Here is a 17874-nt window from a genome sequence, read left to right as displayed (position 1 = left end):
GGGCGCGCCGACCAGCGGCGCACCCCGCGCGGAGCACTACCGGTGACTGGGGAACCCCAGGTCCACTCCCCCGTCCTCCGGGTCCGGCCACCTCGTCGTCACGACCTTGCCGCGCGTGTAGAAGTGCACGCCGTCGTTGCCGTAGATGTGGTGGTCGCCGAAGAGGGAGTCCTTCCAGCCACCGAAGGAGTGGTAACCGACCGGGACCGGGATGGGGACGTTGACGCCCACCATGCCTGCCTGGACCTCCAGTTGGAAGCGGCGGGCCGCGCCGCCGTCGCGGGTGAAGACGGCGGTGCCGTTGCCCCAGGGCGAGGCGTTGATGAGGGCCACGCCCTCCTCGTAGGTCTCGGCGCGCAGCACGCACAGCACGGGGCCGAAGATCTCGTCGCGGTAGGCGTCGGCGTCGGTGGGGACCTTGTCGAGCAGGGACAGGCCGATCCAGTGGCCGTCCTCGTAGCCCTCGACCGTGCAGCCCGTGCCGTCGAGGACGACCTCGGCGCCCTGGGCTGCGGCGCCCTGCACGTACGAGGCGACCTTGTCGCGGTGGGCCTTGGTGATCAGCGGGCCCATCTCGGAGGCCGGGTCGTCGCCGGGACCGATCTTGATCTTCTCGGCGCGCTCGCGGATCTTCGCGACCAGCTTGTCGCCGGTGTCGCCCACGGCCACGACCGCCGAGATCGCCATGCAGCGCTCGCCCGCGGAGCCGTAGGCCGCCGAGACGGCGGCGTCCGCGGCCGCGTCGAGGTCGGCGTCGGGGAGCACCAGCATGTGGTTCTTGGCGCCGCCCAGCGCCTGGACGCGCTTGCCGTTGGCGGAGGCGGTGGTGTGGATGTGGCGGGCGATGGGGGTGGAGCCGACGAAGGAGACGGCGGTGATGTCCGGGTGTTCGAGGATCCGGTCGACGGCCGTCCTGTCCCCGTTGACGACGTTCAGGACGCCGTCCGGAAGCCCGGCCTCCGCGGCCAGTTCGGCGAGCAGGAGGGCCGCCGACGGGTCCTTCTCGCTCGGCTTGAGGACGAAGGTGTTGCCGCAGGCGATCGCGAGCGGGAACATCCACAGCGGCACCATGGCCGGGAAGTTGAAGGGCGTGATGCCCGCGACGACGCCCAGCGGCTGGCGGATGGCGGCCACGTCCACACGGCTGGAGACCTGGGTGGACAGCTCGCCCTTGAGCTGGGTGGTGATCCCGCAGGCCAGTTCCACGATCTCCAGGCCGCGGGCGACCTCGCCGAGCGCGTCGGAGTGCACCTTGCCGTGCTCGGCGGTGATCAGCCGGGCGATCTCATCGCGATTCCGGTCCAGCAGCGCGCGGTAGGCGAACAGGACGGAGGTGCGGGTGGCGAGCGAGGAGGTGCCCCACGTCGCGAACGCGGCCTTCGCGGCCGCGACCGCGGCGTCCACCTCGGCGGCCGAGGCGAAGGCGACCCGGGTGGTCTGCACACCGGTCGCGGGGTCCGTGACCGGCCCGTAGGCGCCCGAGGTGCCCTCGACGGCCTTGCCACCGATCCAGTGGTTGACGGTCTTCATGACGTGCGCCTCTCTCACGTTCCAAGGTAGCGGTGACGGGCGGCGGCGTTGCGCTCGTACTCCTCCCGGGCCCGGACGGCCGCGGGGCGGGTCGCGGTCTCGGCGACAGGCACATCCCACCACGCCTGTGCGGGGGGCGCGCCGGACACTGTGTCGGCTGTTTCGGTCTCCACATAGACACATGTGGGACGGTCCGCGGCACGCGCCTCGGCCAGCGCGGCGCGCAGTTCCGCGACCGTTCCGGCGCGCAGGACCGTCATCCCGAGCGAGGCGGCGTTGGCCGCGAGGTCGACGGGGAGCGGGTCGCCGGTGTACGAGCCGTCGGGCGCGCGGAAGCGGTAGGCGGTGCCGAAGCGCTCGCCCCCGACGGCCTCCGAGAGGCCGCCGATGGAGGCGTAGCCGTGGTTCTGCAGCAGGACGACCTTGATGGCGATCCCCTCCTGCACGGCCGTGACCAGCTCGGTCGGCATCATCAGGTACGTGCCGTCGCCGACCAGCGCCCACACCGGCCGGTCGGGCGCGGCCAGGCGCACGCCGATCGCCGCGGGGATCTCGTAGCCCATGCAGGAGTAGCCGTACTCCAGGTGGTACTGGCGCCGGGAGCGGGCGCGCCACAGCTTGTGCAGGTCGCCGGGGAGGGAGCCGGCCGCGTTGACGACGATGTCGTCGTCGCCTGTGACGGCCTGCAGGGCGCCGATGACCTGGGCCTGGGTGGGGCGGGTGCCGTCGCCGTCGGGGCGGCGGGAGTACGCGTGGTCGACGGCCGCCTCCCACTCGGCCTTGCCGGCGGTGTACGCGCCGGCGTAGTCGTCGGCGACGCGGTGGCCGGGCAGGGCCGCGGTCAGGGCTTCGAGGCCGGTGCGTGCGTCGGCGACCAGGGGCAGGGCGGACTGCTTGTAGGCGTCGAACGCGGTGATGTTGAGGTTGACGAAGCGAACGTCCGGGTCGGCGAAGAGAGTTGCGGAGGCGGTGGTGAAGTCGCTGTAGCGGGTGCCGACGCCGATGACGACGTCCGCGGTGCGGGCCAGGGCGTTGGCCACGGCCGTGCCGGTGTGGCCGATGCCGCCGACGTCCGCGGGGTGGGCGTGGTGCAGGGCGCCCTTGCCGGCCTGGGTGGAGGCGACGGGGATGCCGGTTGCGTCGGCAAAGGTGCGCAGTGCTTCCTCGGCCTCGCTGTGGACCACGCCGCCGCCCGCGATCAGCAGCGGACGGCGGGCCTGCCGCACCGCCCGTGCGGCGGCGGCGAGTTCGGCCGGATCGGGCGCGGGGCGGCGGACGTGCCAGACGCGGTCGGCGAAGAACTCCTCCGGCCAGTCGTACGCCTCGGCCTGCACGTCCTGCGGGAGCGCGAGGGTGACGGCGCCGGTCTCGACGGGGTCGGCCAGGACGCGCATGGCCTGGAGGGCGGCGGGGATCAGCGCCTCGGGGCGCACGATGCGGTCGAAATAGCGGGAGACCGGGCGGAGGCAGTCGTTGACCGACACGTCGCCCGCGGCGGGGTGTTCGAGCTGCTGGAGCACCGGGTCGGCGGGGCGGGTGGCGAAGGTGTCGCCGGGGAGGAGGAGCACGGGGATGCGGTTGACGGTGGCGAGGGCGGCGCCGGTGACGAGGTTGGTGGCGCCGGGGCCGATGGAGGTGGTGACCGCGTGCGCGGAGAGCCGGTCGCACTGGCGGGCGTAGCCGACGGCGGCGTGCACCATGGCCTGTTCGTTGCGGCCCTGGTGGAAGGGCAGGGCGTCGCCGGTCTCCAGCAGGGCCTGGCCGATGCCGGCGACGTTGCCGTGGCCGAAGATCCCCCAGCAGGCGGTGATCAGGCGCCGACGGCGGCCGTCGCGCTCGGTGTACTGGTGGGCGAGGAACTCCACCAGCGCCTGGGCGACGGTGAGGCGGCGGGGCTTCGTCGTCATACGCGTCCTCGGCCTTCCGGGGAATGAGGGGAGTGGGCGGAGTGAGTGGAGCGGTCGGGGCGGGCGGAGTACAGGGGCAGTCTGGGGTCCGTCTCCTGGTCCGGCCAGGTCGAGCGGATCCAGGTGTGGTCGGGGTGGTCGCGGATCAGCCACTCGCGTTCGGCGCGGGGGCCTGCCATGACGTTGAGGTAGTACATGTCGTGGCCGGGGGCCGCGATGGACGGGCCGTGCCAGCCGTCGGGGATCAGGACGGCGTCGCCGGTGCGGACTTCGGCGAGGACCTCGGTTCCGCCGGGGCGGGAGGGCGTGACCCGCTGGTAGCCGAGGCCCGGGGTGCCGGTGGGCCCGTCGGCGATCTCGAAGTAGTAGATCTCCTCCAGTCGGGACTCCTCGCCCGGGTGGTACTCGTCGTGTTTGTGGGGCGGGTAGGAAGACCAGTTGCCGCCGGGGGTGAGGACTTCGACAGCGATGAGCCGGTCGCAGGGGAAGGCGTTCGCGGCGGCGAAGTTGTTGACCTGGCGGGAGCAGGTTCCGCTGCCGCGGAGCTCGATGGGGACGGTGTCGGCCGCGCCGTGGCGGGCGGGGAGGCGGTTCTCGCAGCGGGCGCCGGCTGCGGCGAAACGGCCTCCGGCCGGGGAGGTGACGGTGACCGTGGTGTCGCGGGGGACGTAGGCGAAGTCGGTGACGGCCGTGAAGACGGAGGCGCGGCCTCGGAGTTCGAAGGTTTCGCCTTCGGCGGTGGTGACGGTGCAGCTGCCGCTGAGGGGGAGGACGATCCATTCGTGGTCGGCGGTGGCGAAGGTGTGGCTGTCACCTGCGGGGAGGGTGAGGATGCGGAGGGCGCAGTGGGGAAGGGTGTGGCTCGTCATGCTGGGCACCGCCGGACTCCTTGGTCGTGGTGTTCGTGGTTGCTCGCCGTTGCGGCGGGAGGAGAGGGGCTCACAGCAGCCCCACCGCCGTGTCCACCGCCCCCGCCACGTCCCCGTCCGCGGGGTACAGCAGGGCCCTCCCCACCACCAGCCCCCGTACCGTTGGCAGTTGCAACGCCGTGCGCCAGCGTTCGTACGCCGCGTCCTGGTCGTCGCCGACGTCGCCGCCCAGCAGGACCGCCGGCAGCGTCGTCGCCTCCATCACCCGGGCCATGTCGGCGACGTCGTCCGTCACCGGCACCTTGAGCCATGTGTACGCCGACGTCGCCCCGAGCCCGGACGCGATGGTGAGCGACTTCGTGACCGCCTCCGCCCCCAGGTCGTTGCGGACCTTCCCGCCGGTCCTCCGGGAGAGGAACGGTTCGACGAAGACCGGCAGCCGCCGCTCCGCCATCTCGTCGATCGCCCGCGCCGCCGACTCCATCGTGGCCAGCGAACCAGGGTCGTCGTAGTCGATGCGCAGGAGCAACTTGCCCGCGTCGAATCCGCGTTGGCGCAGGTCCTCCGCCCGTGGCCCCGTGAAGCGGTCGTCCATCTCGAAGGAGGCGCCCAGCAGTCCGCCGCGGTTCATCGAGCCCATGACGACCTTGTTCTCCAGTGCGCCGAGCAGCAGCAGGTCGTCGAGGATGTCGGACGTGGCCAGCACCCCGTCGACGCCGGGGCGGGACAGGGCGAGGCACAGCCGCTCCAGCAGTTCGGCCCGGTTGGCCATGGCGAGGGCGCGGCCTCCGACATCCAGTGCGCCGCGTGCCGTGTGGTCGGCCGCGATGATCATCAGCCGGCCGCTGTCGCCGATCAGCGGGCGGCGCACCCGGCGCGCCGCGGCCTCCGCGATCGCCTCGGGGTGACGGCTCCGTACCGCCACCAGGTCCGGGATCCGTACAGCGGCGCTCATGCCGCACCTCCGGCCGCGAGCAGTTCCGCGATCTCCTCGGGGACCGGCATGGCAGACGAGCAGGCGAGCCGCGAAGCGACCAGCGCACCGGCCGCGTTGGCGTAGCGCACCGTGCGTTCCAGGTCCCAGCCGGCGAGCAGCCCATGACAGAGGGCGCCGCCGAACGCGTCGCCCGCGCCCAGGCCGTTGACGACGTCGACCCGCACCGGCGGCACCTCCGCCGTCGTGCCGTCCCGGTGCACGGCGAGGACGCCCTTCGGGCCCTGTTTGACGACGGCGAGCTCGATCCCGGCCGCGAGCAACGCCCGTGCCGCGGCGTGCGGTTCGCGTTCACCCGTGGCGACCTCGCACTCCTCGGCGTTGCCGACGGCGACCGTCGCGTGCGCGAGGGCGCGTGCGTACTGCTTGCGGGCCGCTGCCGGTTCCTGCCAGAACATCGGGCGCCAGTCGAGGTCGAAGACCGTGGTCCCGGACCGGCCGCGGGCCTCCAGTGCGGCGAGCGTCGCGCTGCGGCTGGGCTCCTCGCTCAGGCCCGTTCCCGTCACCCAGAAGATCCGCGCGGCGCGGATCGCGTCCAAGTCCAGCTCGGGGGTGCGGATCTCCAGGTCGGGGGCCTTGGGGCGGCGGTAGAAGTAGAGCGGGAAGTCGTCCGGCGGGAAGATCTCGCAGAAGGTGAGCGGGGTCGGGTACGCGGCGACGGGGGTCACCCAGCGGTCGTCGACGCCGAAGTCCCGCAGGGTCTCGTGGAGATACTGCCCGAAGGGGTCGTCACCGGTGCGGCTGATCAGGGCCGTGCGGCGGCCCAGCCGGGCCGCGGCGACCGCGACGTTGGCCGCCGATCCGCCGAGGAACCTCCCGAACGTCTCGACCTGCGCCAGCGGCACGCCCGTCCGGAGCGGGTAGAGGTCCACGCCGAGCCTGCCCATGGTGATCAGCTCGTGGGGCCCGCCGGCCTCATCGGCCTCATCGGCATCGGCCTCGCCGGGCCCGCAAGGCGCGTACGGGAACGGATCGTTCGGGCCGTCCGGCCCGTGCGGCTGCGCACTCATGGAGGTCATCGTTGCGCCCCGCTCCGCACCGCGTCAAGCATTTGTCCTTACATATAGACGTCATCAGGCATCCTTGACGTGACGTCCTTATGTCCGGACGAACTCTTGACACCCGTGCACCCTGCGAGGAGGCTACGGGCAACCCCCGAGAGGAGCGCCGCCGGATGTCCGCTGCCCACTCCCCCTCGCCCGCCACGCCCGCGCTCGACCGGATCCGTGTCGGGTCGGCGCCGGACTCCTGGGGGGTCTGGTTCGCCGACGACCCGGTCCAGACCCCCTGGCGGCGCTTCCTGGACGAAGTGGCCGAAGCCGGGTACGAGTGGATCGAGCTCGGCCCCTACGGCTACCTGCCGACCGACCCCGGACGGCTGCGCGAGGAGGTCGCCCGGCGCGGCCTGAACGTCTCGGCCGGCACGGTCTTCACCGCCCTGCACCGGGGCCCCGCCGTCTGGGAGGAGACCTGGGAGCAGGTCGCCCGGGTCGCTGCGCTGACCCGGGCCATGGGCGCGGAACACCTCGTCGTCATCCCCTCCTTCTGGCGCGACGACAAGACCGCCGAGCTGATCGAGGAGCCCGAGCTGACGCCCGAGCAGTGGCGTCACCTCGCCTCCGGCACGGAACGCCTCGCCCGCGAGGTCCGCGAGGCCTTCGGGCTCGGCATCGCCGTCCATCCGCACGCCGACACCCACATCGACACCGAGGCGCACGTCGCCCGCTTCCTGGACGCCACAGACCCCGGCCTCGTCAACCTCTGCCTGGACACCGGGCACTACGCCTACTGCGGCGGCGACAGCGTCAAGCTCATCGAGACCTACGGCGAACGCATCGGCTACCTGCACCTCAAGCAGGTGGACCCCGACGTCCTCGCGGGCGTCGTCCGGGACGGCACGCCCTTCGGGCCCGCGGTACGGCAGGGCGTGATGTGCGAACCGCCGCGCGGCGTACCGGAGCTGGAGCCCGTCCTGGCCGCCGCGCAGGGGCTGGGGGTCGACCTCTTCGCCATCGTCGAGCAGGACATGTACCCGTGTCCGCCCGAGCAGCCGCTGCCCATCGCCCGCCGCACGCGCGCCTTCCTGCGCTCGTGCGGCGCGTGACGCACGATCGGCACGATCTCGTTCCACCGACGTACAACGACGTACGAGGAAAAGTCATGACGTATCAGCACGCACCGCTCGGCGTCGCCGTGATCGGCACCGGCCGGATGGGATCGGACCACGTCCGGCGCATCGACGAGGTCATCAGCGGGGCGCGGGTGGCCGCCGTCGTGGACATCGACGGCGACCGCGCCAAGGCGGTCGCCGACCGCATCGAGGGCTGCACCGCCCACACCGATCCCGCGGCCGCGATGGCCTCCTCCGAGGTGGACGCCGTGCTGATCGCCTCGCCCGGGCCGGCCCACGAGGCGGCGCTGCTGGAGGCGTTCGCGCGCGGCCTGCCCGTCCTGTGCGAGAAGCCGCTCACCCCGGACGCGGAGTCCGCCCTGCGCGTGGTGGAGGCGGAGGCGCGGCTGGGCAGGCGGCTGGTGCAGGTGGGGTTCATGCGGCGGTACGACGCCGAGTACCGGCAGCTCAAGGAGCTGCTGGACGGGGGCGGGATCGGGCGGACGCTGATGCTGCACTGCACCCATCGCAACGTCGCGACGCCGCCGGGTTTCACGGGCCCGATGATGATCAACGACTCGGTCGTCCACGAGATCGACGTCACCCGCTGGCTGCTGGGCCAGGAGATCACCGCGGTGCAGGTGCTGCGGCCAGCGCCCACCGCGGCGGCGCCGGCCGGGCTGAGCGATCCCCAGCTGGTCCTCTTCGAGACCGCGGGCGGTGCCGTCGTCGACGTCGAGATCTTCGTCAACTGCGGCTTCGGCTACCAGGTGCGCTGCGAGGCGGTCGGCGAACGCGGCACGGCACGGATCGGCGAGGCGCACGGGCTGTCGGTGGACGCGGCCGGGCGCTGGGGCGGGGCGATCGCGCAGGACTTCGTCGAGCGCTTCCGGGACGCGTACGACCGCGAGGTGCAGGCCTGGGTGGACGCCACCCGGCGCGGGGAGACCACGGGCCCGAGCGCCTGGGACGGGTACGCGGCCGCCGCCGTCTGCGCGGCGGGCGTGCGGGCCCAGGACACGGGCGGGCGCACGCCCGTGCTGCTGGCCGAGCGGCCGGAGCTGTACCGGTGAGCCTGCGGGTCGGACTGCTGGGCGCGGGGCGGATCGGCTCGTTCCACGCGGCGGTGCTGGCCGCGCTGGACGAGGTGGACGAGCTGCTGGTCGGGGACGCGGACGCGGGACGGGCCGCGGAGCTGGCCACGGGACTGGCCGCGCGGCTGGGCGGCGCGCGGGTGCGCCCCGTCCCCGCCGTCGACGACGTGTTCGCCTCCGGCGTCGACGCCGTCGTCATCGCCACCGCGACCGCCTCGCACGCCGGCCTGATCACCCGGGCCGCACGGGCCGGCCTGCCGGCCTTCTGCGAGAAGCCCGTCGCCCTGGACGTGGCGGGCACGGCGGCCGCACTGCGGGAGGTGTCGGCGGCGGGCACGCTGCTGCAGATCGGCTTCCAGCGGCGCTTCGACGCCGGGTACCGGGCGGCGCGCGAGGCGCTGCGCAGCGGCCGGCTCGGGCGGGTGCACACCATCCGGGCCGTCACCTCCGACGCCGCTCCCCCGCCCGCGGAGTTCCTGCCGCTGTCGGGCGGGCTCGTGCGCGACTGCATGGTGCACGACTTCGACGCCGTGCGCTGGCTGACGGGGCGCGAGGTGGTGGAGGTGTTCGCGCGGGGCTCGGACGCGGGCGCGGCCATGTTCCGCGAGGCCGGCGACGTGGACACCGCCGCCGCGCTGCTCACTCTGGACGACGGCACGCTCGTCACCGCGACCGCGACGCGCTGCAACGGCGCGGGGTACGACGTGCGGATGGAACTGTCCGGGGAGCTCGACCAGTGGGCCGTCGGGCTGGACGGCCGGACGCCCGTGACCTCCGCCGAGCCGGGCGGTCCGGCGGCACCGGCACGGCCCTGGCCGGGCTTCCTGGAGCGCTTCGAGGGTGCCTATCGCGCCGAGCTGGCCGCGTTCGCCGGGGCGGTGGCCGGGGGCGGCGCGAGCCCGTGTCCCGGCGCGGAGGGGCTGCGGGCGCTGCTGGTGGCGGAGGCCTGCGAGCTCTCCCGGCGCGAGAACCGGCCGGTGCGGGTGGCCGAGGCGGCTGCCGCCGCGGGCATCGGCTGACGGTCACGCCTCCGTAACGGACGTCACACGCCCGCACGCCCTGCGTCACAGCCGGGCAACTGCCGTACGCGCACGGTCACTCTGCGTCGCCGTCGAGGGCCAGGCTCTGGGGGACCGAAAAGGCCGCGCCGCAGTCCCCCGACGGAACCCCCTCCGTGGCTGCGGCGCTGCGGAGAGGCGCGAGAGATGACCGACCGTCGGCTCTGGTCCTACAAGGAGATCGCAGCGCACATCGGCGTGCAGACCGACACCGTGCGCTCGTACCGGAAACACGGGGTGATGCCCGCCCCGGACCTCACCGAGGGCGGCAAACCGTACTGGTTCGCCGACACGATCCGCTCCTGGGTGGCCTCCCGGCCCGGCAACCGCCCCCGGCGCGGTCTGCGGACCTGATCGTCCGTCACCCCACACCCCCTGGGAGGAAATACCCCCAGGGGGTAAGGTGTTGTCCGCCGCGAGACGGTACGAGACACCCGATGCACCGACGAGGAGAACGCCATGAGCACCACCACCTACAAGGTGACCGGCATGACCTGCGGCCACTGCGAGTCCGCGGTCAAGAGCGAGATCTCGGCCCTCGACGGCATCACCGCGGTCGAGGCCGCCGCGGCCACCGGACTGGTCACCGTCACCGCCGCCGCCCCGCTGGACGACGAGGCGATCCGCGCCGCCGTCGACGAGGCGGGCTACGAGCTCGTCGGCCGCGTCTGATTCCGGACGCACCCCGTCCGGCCCCGCCCCACCCCGTTCGGCAGCCGACCCCGCTAAGGCCGGATCCTTCACGAAATCTGCACGATCAACCCCTTGCCCTTTTACGTCCGCTTATGGCAAGAGACCTAGATCACATCGATTTACAGGTAACCATTACCGGGGGTCGCTGGTCTAACCGGGCAGTGCTGGATCGTCTTGGGGGACGGTACCGGCCACGCGTGGCCGGGGCACGTACCCGGGGAGCTTTGAGCGGCCCTCCCGTCCGTACGTGTTCCGGCAGATCGCGCAGGCGTGAGCCCAGGCGTACCGAGGCTCCCGGACGGATCCCGTGGGGGGAATCCGGGCCGGGGTGATGGAAAAGCGCCCCGCTCCGACCCGTGGGGGGATCGGACGCGGGGCGCTTTTTCTCTGCTCAGGTTCCTGTTCGGGTTCCCTGCTCAGATTCCCTGCTCAGGCGGGGAGCCGGGTCAGCGCTCTTCCACCGGGACGAAGTCGCGCTGGACGACGCCCGTGTAGATCTGGCGCGGACGGCCGATGCGGGAGCCCGGCTCCTTGATCATCTCGTGCCACTGGGCGATCCAGCCGGGGAGCCGGCCGAGCGCGAAGAGCACGGTGAACATCTCGGACGGGAAGCCCATGGCCCGGTAGATGAGACCGGTGTAGAAGTCCACGTTCGGGTAGAGGTTGCGCGAGACGAAGTAGTCGTCGCTGAGCGCGTGCTCCTCGAGCTTGAGCGCGATGTCCAGCAGCTCGTCGCTCTTGCCGAGGGCGGAGAGGACGTCGTGCGCCGCAGCCTTGATGATCTTCGCCCGGGGGTCGAAGCTCTTGTAGACGCGGTGCCCGAAGCCCATCAGGCGGACGCCGTCCTCCTTGTTCTTCACCTTGCGGATGAAGGCGTCGACGTCACCGCCGGAGGCGGCGATGGACTCCAGCATCTCCAGCACGGCCTGGTTGGCGCCGCCGTGCAGCGGGCCCCACAGGGCGTTGATGCCGGCGGAGATCGACGCGAAGAGGTTGGCCTGCGAGGAGCCGACCAGGCGCACGGTCGAGGTCGAGCAGTTCTGCTCGTGGTCCGCGTGCAGGATCAGCAGCTTGTCGAGCGCGTTGACGACGACCGGGTCCAGCTCGAACTCGGCGGCCGGCACGGAGAACGTCATGCGCAGGAAGTTCTCGACGTAGCCGAGGTCGTTGCGCGGGTAGACGACCGGGTGGCCGATCGACTTCTTGTAGGCGTAGGCCGCGATCGTCGGCAGCTTGGCGAGCAGCCGGATCGTGGACAGGTGACGCTGCTTCTCGTCGAACGGGTTGTGGCTGTCCTGGTAGAAGGTCGACAGCGCACTGACCACCGAGGACAGCATGGCCATCGGGTGGGCGTCGCGCGGGAAGCCGTCGAAGAACCGCTTGACGTCCTCGTGCAGCAGGGTGTGCTGGGTGATCTCCTGCTTGAAGGCCGCCAGCTCGTCGACGGTCGGCAGCTCGCCGTTGATCAGCAGGAACGCCGTCTCGAGGAACGAGCTGCGCTCGGCCAGCTGCTCGATCGGGTAACCGCGGTAGCGGAGGATGCCCTGCTCGCCGTCGAGGTAGGTGATCGCGGATTTATAGGCGGCAGTGTTGCCGTAGCCGGAGTCAAGGGTCACCAGACCGGTCTGGGCGCGGAGCTTGCCGATGTCGAAGCCCTTGTCGCCGACGGTGCTCTCGACCACCGGGTAGGTGTATTCGCCGTCGCCGTACCGCAGTACTACAGAGTTCTCGCTCACGTCATCCCTCACCGACGTTGTGCCTCTTCTTCGAGGTGCCCTGACTACCCCTACCTTCCCCCATTTGGACGATGTACGTGCACTCGGGGTCGGCCATAGGGCCCAAGAACGGCACTGAGTGCCGTCCAACCCGCCCATCCTGCCCCCTTCGCCCTGATTGGTAAACCGTTCTGATCAGAGACGAACACCACCTCCTCCGCTTGTGAAGAGTCGGTGGTCAAGGGCGGTACAGCGCCTTCCCGCCGAAACGGTGCGCACCGCCTGGCCCAGGGCTCTCCGGGAGCCCACCAGTACCACCAGTTTCTTCGCCCTGGTGACCGCTGTATAGAGGAGATTACGCTGGAGCATCATCCAGGCACCCATGGTGACCGGGATCACCACTGCCGGGTACTCGCTGCCCTGCGAGCGATGGATCGTCACCGCGTAGGCGTGGGCGAGCTCGTCGAGCTCGTCGAAGTCGTAGTCGACGTCCTCCTCCTCGTCGGTGCGCACGGTCAGCTTCTGCTCCACCTCGTCCAGTGCCGTGACCACGCCCACCGTGCCGTTGAAGACGCCGTTCCGCCCCTTCTCGTAGTTGTTGCGGATCTGGGTGACCTTGTCGCCGACGCGGAAGACCCGCCCGCCGAAGCGGCGTTCGGGCAGATCGGGGCGGGCGGGGGTGACGGCCTGCTGGAGCAGGCCGTTGAGCGTGCCCGCGCCGGCCGGGCCGCGGTGCATGGGGGCCAGTACCTGGACGTCCCGGCGCGGGTCGAGCCCGAACTTCGCGGGGATGCGCCGGGCGGCCACGTCCACCGTCAGCCGGCCCGCCTCGTCGGTGTCCTCCTCCGCGAAGAGGTAGAAGTCCGCCAGCCCCTGAGTGATGGGCGGCACCCCGGAATTGATGCGGTGTGCGTTGGTCACCACGCCGGACTGCTGCGCCTGCCGGAAGATCCGCGTGAGCCGCACGGCGGGGACGGGACTGCCGTCGGCCAGCAGGTCGCGCAGCACCTCGCCCGCGCCGACGGAGGGGAGTTGGTCCACATCGCCGACGAACAGCAGGTGGGCGCCCGGCGGAACGGCCTTGACGAGCTTGTTGGCCAGCAACAGGTCGAGCATGGACGCCTCGTCGACCACCACCAGGTCGGCGTCCAGCGGCCGGTCCCGGTCGTACGCCGCGTCACCGCCGGGCTTGAGCTCCAGCAGCCGGTGGACGGTCGAGGCCTCGGCGCCGGTCAGCTCGGACAGCCGCTTGGCGGCCCGTCCGGTCGGGGCGGCGAGCACCACCTTGGCCTGCTTGGCGCGCGCCAGCTCCACCACCGAGCGCACGGTGAACGACTTGCCGCACCCCGGACCGCCGGTGAGGACAGCGACCTTGCTGGTCAGCGCGAGCCGGACCGCCTGCTGCTGCTCGGCGGCGAGCTCCGCGCCCGTGCGCCCGGACAGCCAGGCCAACGCCCGCTCCCAGTCGACGTCCTGGAAGGCCGGGAGTCTGTCCTCCTCGGTGCGCAGCAGGCGCGTCAGCTGGCCGGCCAGCGACAGCTCGGCTCGGTGGAACGGCACGAGGTACACGGCCGTGACGGGCTCGCCGCCGTCCGGGCCGGGGACGCTCTCGCGGACCACGCCCGCACCGTCCTCGCCGTGCTCGTCCGAGGCCAGTTCGGCGAGGCAGTCGATGACGAGGCCGGTGTCGACCTGGAGCAACTTCACGGCGTCCGCGATCAGTTGCTCCTCGGGCAGGAAACAGTGGCCCTGATCGGTGGACTGGGAGAGGGCGTACTGCAGGCCCGCCTTGACGCGGTCGGGGCTGTCGTGCGGGATGCCGACGGACTGGGCGATGCGGTCGGCGGTCAGGAAGCCGATGCCCCAGACGTCGGCGGCCAGCCGGTAGGGCTGGTTGCGCGTGACGGAGATCGAGGCGTCGCCGTATTTCTTGTAGATGCGCACGGCGATGGACGTGGAGACGTTGACGCCCTGGAGGAAGAGCATGACCTCCTTGATGGCCTTCTGCTCCTCCCAGGCGGCGGCGATGGAGCGGGTGCGCTTGGGGCCCAGGCCGGGGACCTCGATCAGGCGCGCGGGCTCCTTCTCGATGATGTCCAGGGTGTCCGTGCCGAAGTGACTCGTGATCCGGTCCGCGATGCGCGGGCCCACGCCCTTGATCAGGCCGGAGCCCAGGTAGCGGCGGATGCCCTGGATCGTGGCGGGCAGGACCGTGGTGTAGTTCTCCACGGTGAACTGGCGGCCGTACTGCGGATGGGAGCCCCAGCGGCCCTCCAGGCGGAGCGACTCGCCCGGCTGCGCGCCGAGCAGCGAGCCGACCACGGTGAGGAGGTCGCCGCTGCCGCGGCCCGTGTCGACGCGGGCGACCGTGTAGCCGTTCTCCTCGTTGGCGTAGGTGATCCTTTCGAGGACCCCTTCGACCACTGCCAGTTGCACCATGCCCCGACGGTACCGGTGCGGTCCGACAGGGCGTTCAGGGCTGGGGATATCCGTGGTTCCGCTTACGCGAATTCCGCTGACGCATTTCGAGGGGCCCGGTCCGTCGACCGGGCCCCTCGGGTCCCCCCTTGCAACGGCTTCCTCCGAATCCCCCCGGATCCCTCCCCAGGAAGCCTGATGCACAGTACGACCCACGGGAGCCGCGAACGGTTGCAGCGGATCCAAGGCGTTATGATTCCGTTACGGACGGTAGGGAACCCCAGTTCACAGCACGTGCATCCGATACCGGTCCAGCACTTCGGCGAGCACGTCGGCCCCGTCCCGCGCCCACAGCGCCGGGCTGAAGATCTCCACCTCGACCGGGCCCGCGTAGCCCGCGGCATCGGCCCGTTCACGGAACCACCGCAGGTCCACCGCACCGTCGCCGAGCTGTCCCCGCCCCAGCAGCGCGCCCTCGGGCAGGGGCGTGACCCAGTCGGCGAGCTGGAGGGCCGCGATACGCCCGCCCGCCCCCGCCCGCGCCAGCTGCCCGGCCACCGTGTCGTCCCACCACAGGTGGTAGGCGTCGGCCACCACCCCCACGCGCTCCGCCGGGAAGCGCTCGGCGAGGTCGAGGGCCTGCCGGAGGGTGGAGACCACGCTGCGGTCGGACGCGAACAGCGGGTGCAGCGGCTCGACGGCCAGCCGCACCCCGTGGGCCGCGGCGTACGGCGCCAACTCGCCCAGCGCGTCCGCGATCCGCTCGCGCGCCCCGTGCAGGTCGCGGCTGCCCGGCGGCAGCCCGCCGCACACCAGCACCAGCGTTCCGGTGCCGAGGACGGCCGCCTCCTCGATCGCCGCCCGGTTGTCGTCGACGGCGGCGATCCGCTCGGCAGGGTCGGCGGCCGTCAGGAATCCGCCCCGGCACAGGCTGCTGACCGCCAGCCCCGCCTCCCGCACCAGCCGTGCCGCGGCCCGCAGTCCGTACGCCTGCACCGGCTCCCGCCACAGCCCGACGTGCCGGACACCGGCCGCCGTGCAGCCGGACACCAGCTCGGGCAGGGACCACTGGCGAATGGTCTGCTGGTTGATGCTGAACCGGTCGATGCCGCTCACTGCTCCACCCCGTGCACGGCCAGCAGCCGGACCATGCGCGCCTCGGCCAGCTGCGGATCGGGGAACAGGCCCAGCCCGTCGGCGAGTTCATAGGCACGCGCGAGGTGCGGCAGCGACCGGGCGGAGTGCAGGCCGCCCGCCATGGCGAAGTGCGCCTGATGACCGGACAGCCAGGCCAGCAGCACCACTCCCGTCTTGTAGAAGCGCGTCGGAGGCGCGAACAGATGACGCGCCAGTGGCACGGTCGGATCCAGCAGTGCGCGGAAGCCGGAGCGGTCGCCGTCGTCCAGCAGACGCAGCGCCTGCGCCGCGAGAGGGCCCAGTGCGTCGAAGACACCGAGCAGGGCGTCACTGTGGTGTCCGCCGTCGTCTCCTGCGACGAGTGCCGGGTAGTGGAAGTCGTCGCCCGTGTAGCAGCGCACGCCGTCCGGAAGGCGGCGTCGCAGGGCCCGTTCGTGCTCCGCGTCCAGCAGGGACACCTTCACCCCGTCGACCTTGTCCGCGTGCTCGGCGACGATCGCGAGCAGCGTGCCGGTGGCCTCGTCCGGGTCGGTGCTGCCCCAATAGCCGTTCAGCCGAGGGTCGAACATCGGGCCCAGCCAGTGCAGGATGACCGGTGCAGCAGTTTGGCGGAGCAGGCGGCCGTACACCTCCCGGTAGTCGTCCGGAGTCGTGGCCACGGCTGCCAACGCCCTGGAGGCCATCACGACCGCCCGGGCGCCCGCCCCCTCGATAGCCGACAACTGCTCCTCGTAGGCCGCCGCGACGTCGGCGAGGGTCAGCGAGCCGTAGGGCGGGGCGAGTTGGTCCGTGCCCGCCCCGCAGACGAGCGGGCCGCCCACGACTGCCGCCTCGGCGGCCGTGCGGCGGATCAGTTCGGCGGCAGTCGGCCAGTCCAGGCCCATGCCGCGCTGTGCGGTGTCCATGGCCTCCGCCACCCCCAGGCCGTGCGCCCACAGGTGCCGTCGGAAGGCGAGCGTGGCGTCCCAGTCGAGGGCGGCCGGGCCGTGCGGCGTGGTGTTGCCGAAGGGATCGGCGACGACGTGAACGGCGGCGAAGGCCGTGCGGGACACCGGGGGCGGGCCCGGCGCGACAGGCTGCGGCTCGGCCCTGGGCGCGTAGCGGCGCAGCTCCCCCGTCGCGTCCGGCAGCCGGATCACCGGGCCGGCTCCGGCACGTCGAGCCTGCGCCCTTCGGCCGAGGAGCGCACGCCCAGTTCGGCGAGCTGCACGCCGCGCGCCCCGGCGAACAGGTCCCAGCGCCAGGGCTCGCCGCGCGCCACGTGCCGCAGGAACAGCTCCCACTGCGTTTTGAAGGCGTTGCCGAACTCCCCGTTGTCCGGCACCTCCTGCCACTGGGCGCGGAAGTCGTCGGCGGCCGGGACGTCCGGGTTCCACACGGGCCGCGGGGTGACCGAGCGGTGCTGCACGCGGCAGCCGCGCAGTCCGGCGACGGCCGAGCCGTCCGTCCCGTCGACCTGGAGCTCCAGCAGCTCGTCCCGGTGCACCCGCACCGCCCAGGAGGAGTTGAACTGGGCGACGGCTCCGCCCTCCAGGCCGAAGACCGCATAGGCGGCGTCGTCGGCGGTCGCCTCGTAGGGCTTGCCCTGCTCGTCCCAGCGGCGGGGTATGTGCGTCGACAGCTGTGCCTGCACGGTGCGCACGGGGCCGAACAGCTCCCTCAGCACGTACTCCCAGTGGGGAAACATGTCGGCGACGATGCCGCCGCCGTCCGCCGCACGGTAGTTCCACGACGGCCGCTGGGCGCTCTGCCAGTCCCCTTCGAAGACCCAGTAGCCGAACTCCCCGCGCACCGAGAGCACGCGCCCGAAGAAGCCACCGTCGACGAGCCGTTTGAGCTTGCGGATCCCCGGGAGGAAGAGCTTGTCCTGGACAACGCCGTGGCGCACGCCTGCAGCGTCCGCCAGGCGGGCCAGACCGATCGCGCCTGCGTGGTCACTTGAGACGGGTTTCTCGCAGTACACGTGCTTGCCCGCGTTGATGGCCCTGCGCACTGCATCCTCACGGGCGCAGGTGGCCTGTGCGTCGAAGTAGATGTCGACGGACGGGTCGGACAGGACGGTGTCCAGGTCGCAGGACCACTGTGTGATCCCGTACCGCCGGGCGAGCGTCGCCAGTTTGTGTGCGTCACGCCCGACGAGCACCGGTTCGGGCTGCAGGACCGTCCCGTCGGCGAGTGACAGGCCGCCCTGGTCGCGCAGGGCGAGGACGGAGCGTACGAGGTGCTGGTGGTGGCCCATCCGGCCGGTCGCACCGTTCATGGCGATGCGGAGGACCGTGCCGTCGGCCGACTCCCTGGCCGTCATCCCGCGAAGCTAGCACCCCCGTCTGCCGTACGGGGCGCATTCCG

The 17874-nt window shown here is 72.1% G+C and carries 15 protein-coding genes; 5 read left to right on the top strand and 10 right to left on the bottom strand.

Annotated features, from left to right (window positions below; all coding sequences use genetic code 11):
- Positions 1-36: 36 nt before the first annotated feature.
- The 5 genes from ACMATS_RS24325 to iolC form a co-directional block, all read right to left on the bottom strand.
- A complete protein-coding gene (locus tag ACMATS_RS24325; protein ID WP_414169029.1) occupies positions 37-1530 on the bottom strand; it encodes a CoA-acylating methylmalonate-semialdehyde dehydrogenase in 1494 nt (497 codons plus the stop codon).
- 14 nt (positions 1531-1544) lie between these two features.
- Positions 1545-3437 carry a 3D-(3,5/4)-trihydroxycyclohexane-1,2-dione acylhydrolase (decyclizing) gene (iolD, locus tag ACMATS_RS24320; protein WP_414169028.1) on the bottom strand — a complete coding sequence of 631 codons (1893 nt, stop codon included), beginning with the start codon at positions 3435-3437 and terminating at the stop codon, positions 1545-1547.
- Positions 3434-4306, bottom strand: a complete 873-nt coding sequence (gene iolB, locus ACMATS_RS24315; RefSeq protein ID WP_390781148.1) for a 5-deoxy-glucuronate isomerase — start codon at positions 4304-4306, stop codon at positions 3434-3436. Before iolB ends, iolD begins: the two co-directional genes overlap by 4 nt.
- A 70-nt stretch (positions 4307-4376) precedes the next feature.
- Positions 4377-5261: a deoxyribose-phosphate aldolase gene (locus ACMATS_RS24310; protein WP_414169027.1), complete on the bottom strand. Its 885-nt coding sequence runs from the start codon at positions 5259-5261 to the stop codon at positions 4377-4379.
- Positions 5258-6187: a 5-dehydro-2-deoxygluconokinase gene (gene iolC, locus ACMATS_RS24305; RefSeq protein ID WP_391151506.1), complete on the bottom strand. Its 930-nt coding sequence runs from the start codon at positions 6185-6187 to the stop codon at positions 5258-5260. Before iolC ends, ACMATS_RS24310 begins: the two co-directional genes overlap by 4 nt.
- Before the next feature lie 287 nt (positions 6188-6474).
- Here iolC and ACMATS_RS24300 point away from each other — a divergent pair, with 287 nt between their 5' ends.
- The 5 genes from ACMATS_RS24300 (at position 6475) to ACMATS_RS24280 (ending at position 10234) form a co-directional block, all read left to right on the top strand.
- Positions 6475-7404, top strand: a complete 930-nt coding sequence (locus ACMATS_RS24300) for a sugar phosphate isomerase/epimerase family protein (protein WP_391151292.1) — start codon at positions 6475-6477, stop codon at positions 7402-7404.
- Between the two features lie 56 nt (positions 7405-7460).
- The gene (locus ACMATS_RS24295; protein WP_414169026.1) at positions 7461-8483 is read left to right on the top strand and encodes a Gfo/Idh/MocA family protein; all 1023 of its coding nucleotides are present in this window, start codon (positions 7461-7463) and stop codon (positions 8481-8483) included.
- Positions 8484-8485: 2 nt separating this feature from the next.
- The gene (locus ACMATS_RS24290; protein ID WP_414170782.1) at positions 8486-9523 is read left to right on the top strand and encodes a Gfo/Idh/MocA family oxidoreductase; all 1038 of its coding nucleotides are present in this window, start codon (positions 8486-8488) and stop codon (positions 9521-9523) included.
- A 186-nt stretch (positions 9524-9709) separates the two neighbouring features.
- Positions 9710-9916, top strand: coding sequence for a helix-turn-helix transcriptional regulator (locus ACMATS_RS24285; protein WP_336413349.1), 207 nt, complete (start codon positions 9710-9712; stop codon positions 9914-9916).
- 105 nt (positions 9917-10021) lie between these two features.
- Positions 10022-10234 carry a heavy-metal-associated domain-containing protein gene (locus ACMATS_RS24280; RefSeq protein ID WP_391151288.1) on the top strand — a complete coding sequence of 71 codons (213 nt, stop codon included), beginning with the start codon at positions 10022-10024 and terminating at the stop codon, positions 10232-10234.
- Positions 10235-10701: 467 nt separating this feature from the next.
- On the opposite strand, the gene ACMATS_RS24275 is transcribed toward ACMATS_RS24280, so the two are convergent.
- The 5 genes from ACMATS_RS24275 to ACMATS_RS24255 all read right to left on the bottom strand — a co-directional run bounded on the left by ACMATS_RS24275 (position 10702) and on the right by ACMATS_RS24255 (position 17830).
- Positions 10702-11991, bottom strand: a complete 1290-nt coding sequence (locus ACMATS_RS24275) for a citrate synthase (RefSeq protein WP_390781068.1) — start codon at positions 11989-11991, stop codon at positions 10702-10704.
- 174 nt (positions 11992-12165) lie between these two features.
- Positions 12166-14409, bottom strand: a complete 2244-nt coding sequence (locus tag ACMATS_RS24270) for an ATP-dependent RecD-like DNA helicase (RefSeq protein ID WP_390781067.1) — start codon at positions 14407-14409, stop codon at positions 12166-12168.
- Between the two features lie 264 nt (positions 14410-14673).
- Positions 14674-15504: a sugar phosphate isomerase/epimerase family protein gene (locus tag ACMATS_RS24265; protein WP_390781066.1), complete on the bottom strand. Its 831-nt coding sequence runs from the start codon at positions 15502-15504 to the stop codon at positions 14674-14676.
- Entirely contained in the window at positions 15501-16664 is a 1164-nt protein-coding gene (locus ACMATS_RS24260) for a dihydrodipicolinate synthase family protein (RefSeq protein ID WP_414169025.1), read from the bottom strand. Before ACMATS_RS24260 ends, ACMATS_RS24265 begins: the two co-directional genes overlap by 4 nt.
- Complete coding sequence (locus ACMATS_RS24255) at positions 16661-17830, bottom strand: Gfo/Idh/MocA family protein (protein ID WP_414169024.1); 1170 nt, start codon at positions 17828-17830, stop codon at positions 16661-16663. The genes ACMATS_RS24260 and ACMATS_RS24255 overlap by 4 nt, the downstream gene beginning before the upstream one ends.
- Positions 17831-17874: the final 44 nt, after the last annotated feature.

This window comes from Streptoverticillium reticulum (assembly GCF_047456005.1).
GTDB classification, from domain to species: Bacteria; Actinomycetota; Actinomycetes; order Streptomycetales; family Streptomycetaceae; genus Streptomyces; species Streptomyces reticulum.
The sequence above is the reverse complement of the archived record's forward strand: the minus strand, read 5'-3'. Positions and strand labels throughout refer to the sequence as shown.

What these genes read in the sequence shown, in the direction of transcription:
- iolB (WP_390781148.1), bottom strand. Translation starts at nt 4,306, where the DNA reads ATGACGAGCCACACCCTTCCCCACTGCGCCCTCCGCATCCTCACCCTC.
- ACMATS_RS24285 (WP_336413349.1), top strand. Translation starts at nt 9,710, where the DNA reads ATGACCGACCGTCGGCTCTGGTCCTACAAGGAGATCGCAGCGCACATC.
- ACMATS_RS24270 (WP_390781067.1), bottom strand. Translation starts at nt 14,409, where the DNA reads ATGGTGCAACTGGCAGTGGTCGAAGGGGTCCTCGAAAGGATCACCTAC.
- ACMATS_RS24300 (WP_391151292.1), top strand. Translation starts at nt 6,475, where the DNA reads ATGTCCGCTGCCCACTCCCCCTCGCCCGCCACGCCCGCGCTCGACCGG.
- ACMATS_RS24280 (WP_391151288.1), top strand. Translation starts at nt 10,022, where the DNA reads ATGAGCACCACCACCTACAAGGTGACCGGCATGACCTGCGGCCACTGC.
- iolC (WP_391151506.1), bottom strand. Translation starts at nt 6,187, where the DNA reads ATGGGCAGGCTCGGCGTGGACCTCTACCCGCTCCGGACGGGCGTGCCG.
- ACMATS_RS24310 (WP_414169027.1), bottom strand. Translation starts at nt 5,261, where the DNA reads ATGAGCGCCGCTGTACGGATCCCGGACCTGGTGGCGGTACGGAGCCGT.
- ACMATS_RS24325 (WP_414169029.1), bottom strand. Translation starts at nt 1,530, where the DNA reads ATGAAGACCGTCAACCACTGGATCGGTGGCAAGGCCGTCGAGGGCACC.
- iolD (WP_414169028.1), bottom strand. Translation starts at nt 3,437, where the DNA reads ATGACGACGAAGCCCCGCCGCCTCACCGTCGCCCAGGCGCTGGTGGAG.
- ACMATS_RS24255 (WP_414169024.1), bottom strand. Translation starts at nt 17,830, where the DNA reads ATGACGGCCAGGGAGTCGGCCGACGGCACGGTCCTCCGCATCGCCATG.
- ACMATS_RS24295 (WP_414169026.1), top strand. Translation starts at nt 7,461, where the DNA reads ATGACGTATCAGCACGCACCGCTCGGCGTCGCCGTGATCGGCACCGGC.